Annotated in this window: 1 protein-coding gene; it reads right to left on the reverse strand. The window is 66.9% G+C overall.

Annotation, left to right across the window (positions count from 1 at the left end):
• Nucleotides 1–24 precede the first annotated feature (24 nt).
• On the reverse strand, nucleotides 25–269 hold a 245-nt coding region (locus PZC42_RS21440; protein WP_277214180.1), incomplete at its 5' end, for a hypothetical protein.

Consider the following 269-nt stretch of genomic DNA (forward strand, 5'->3'; position numbering starts at 1 on the left):
GCTTAACCGGCCCCCGGTCAGCCGCTACTCCGTGAGGCGGCGGTAGAGCGTGGGGAGGCGGCTGGGCAGCGTTTCGATGTCGCCCAGGACTTCGTAGCCCATGTCCTCGCACATCTTCCCCAGGTAGTCGTGCCCTTCCTTATCGACGGTGAGGCAGAAGGGGGTGATCCCCTTGCGACGCGCCTCCACCAGCGCCTGCTTCGTGTCGTGGATTGCGTACTCCTTCTCGGTGCGGTCGCGGCCGTAGCCGTGGTCCTGCGGACGCCCGT

Origin of the sequence: Isoptericola croceus, from assembly GCF_029382255.1 — a bacterium.
Taxonomy (GTDB): domain Bacteria; phylum Actinomycetota; class Actinomycetes; order Actinomycetales; family Cellulomonadaceae; genus Isoptericola; species Isoptericola croceus.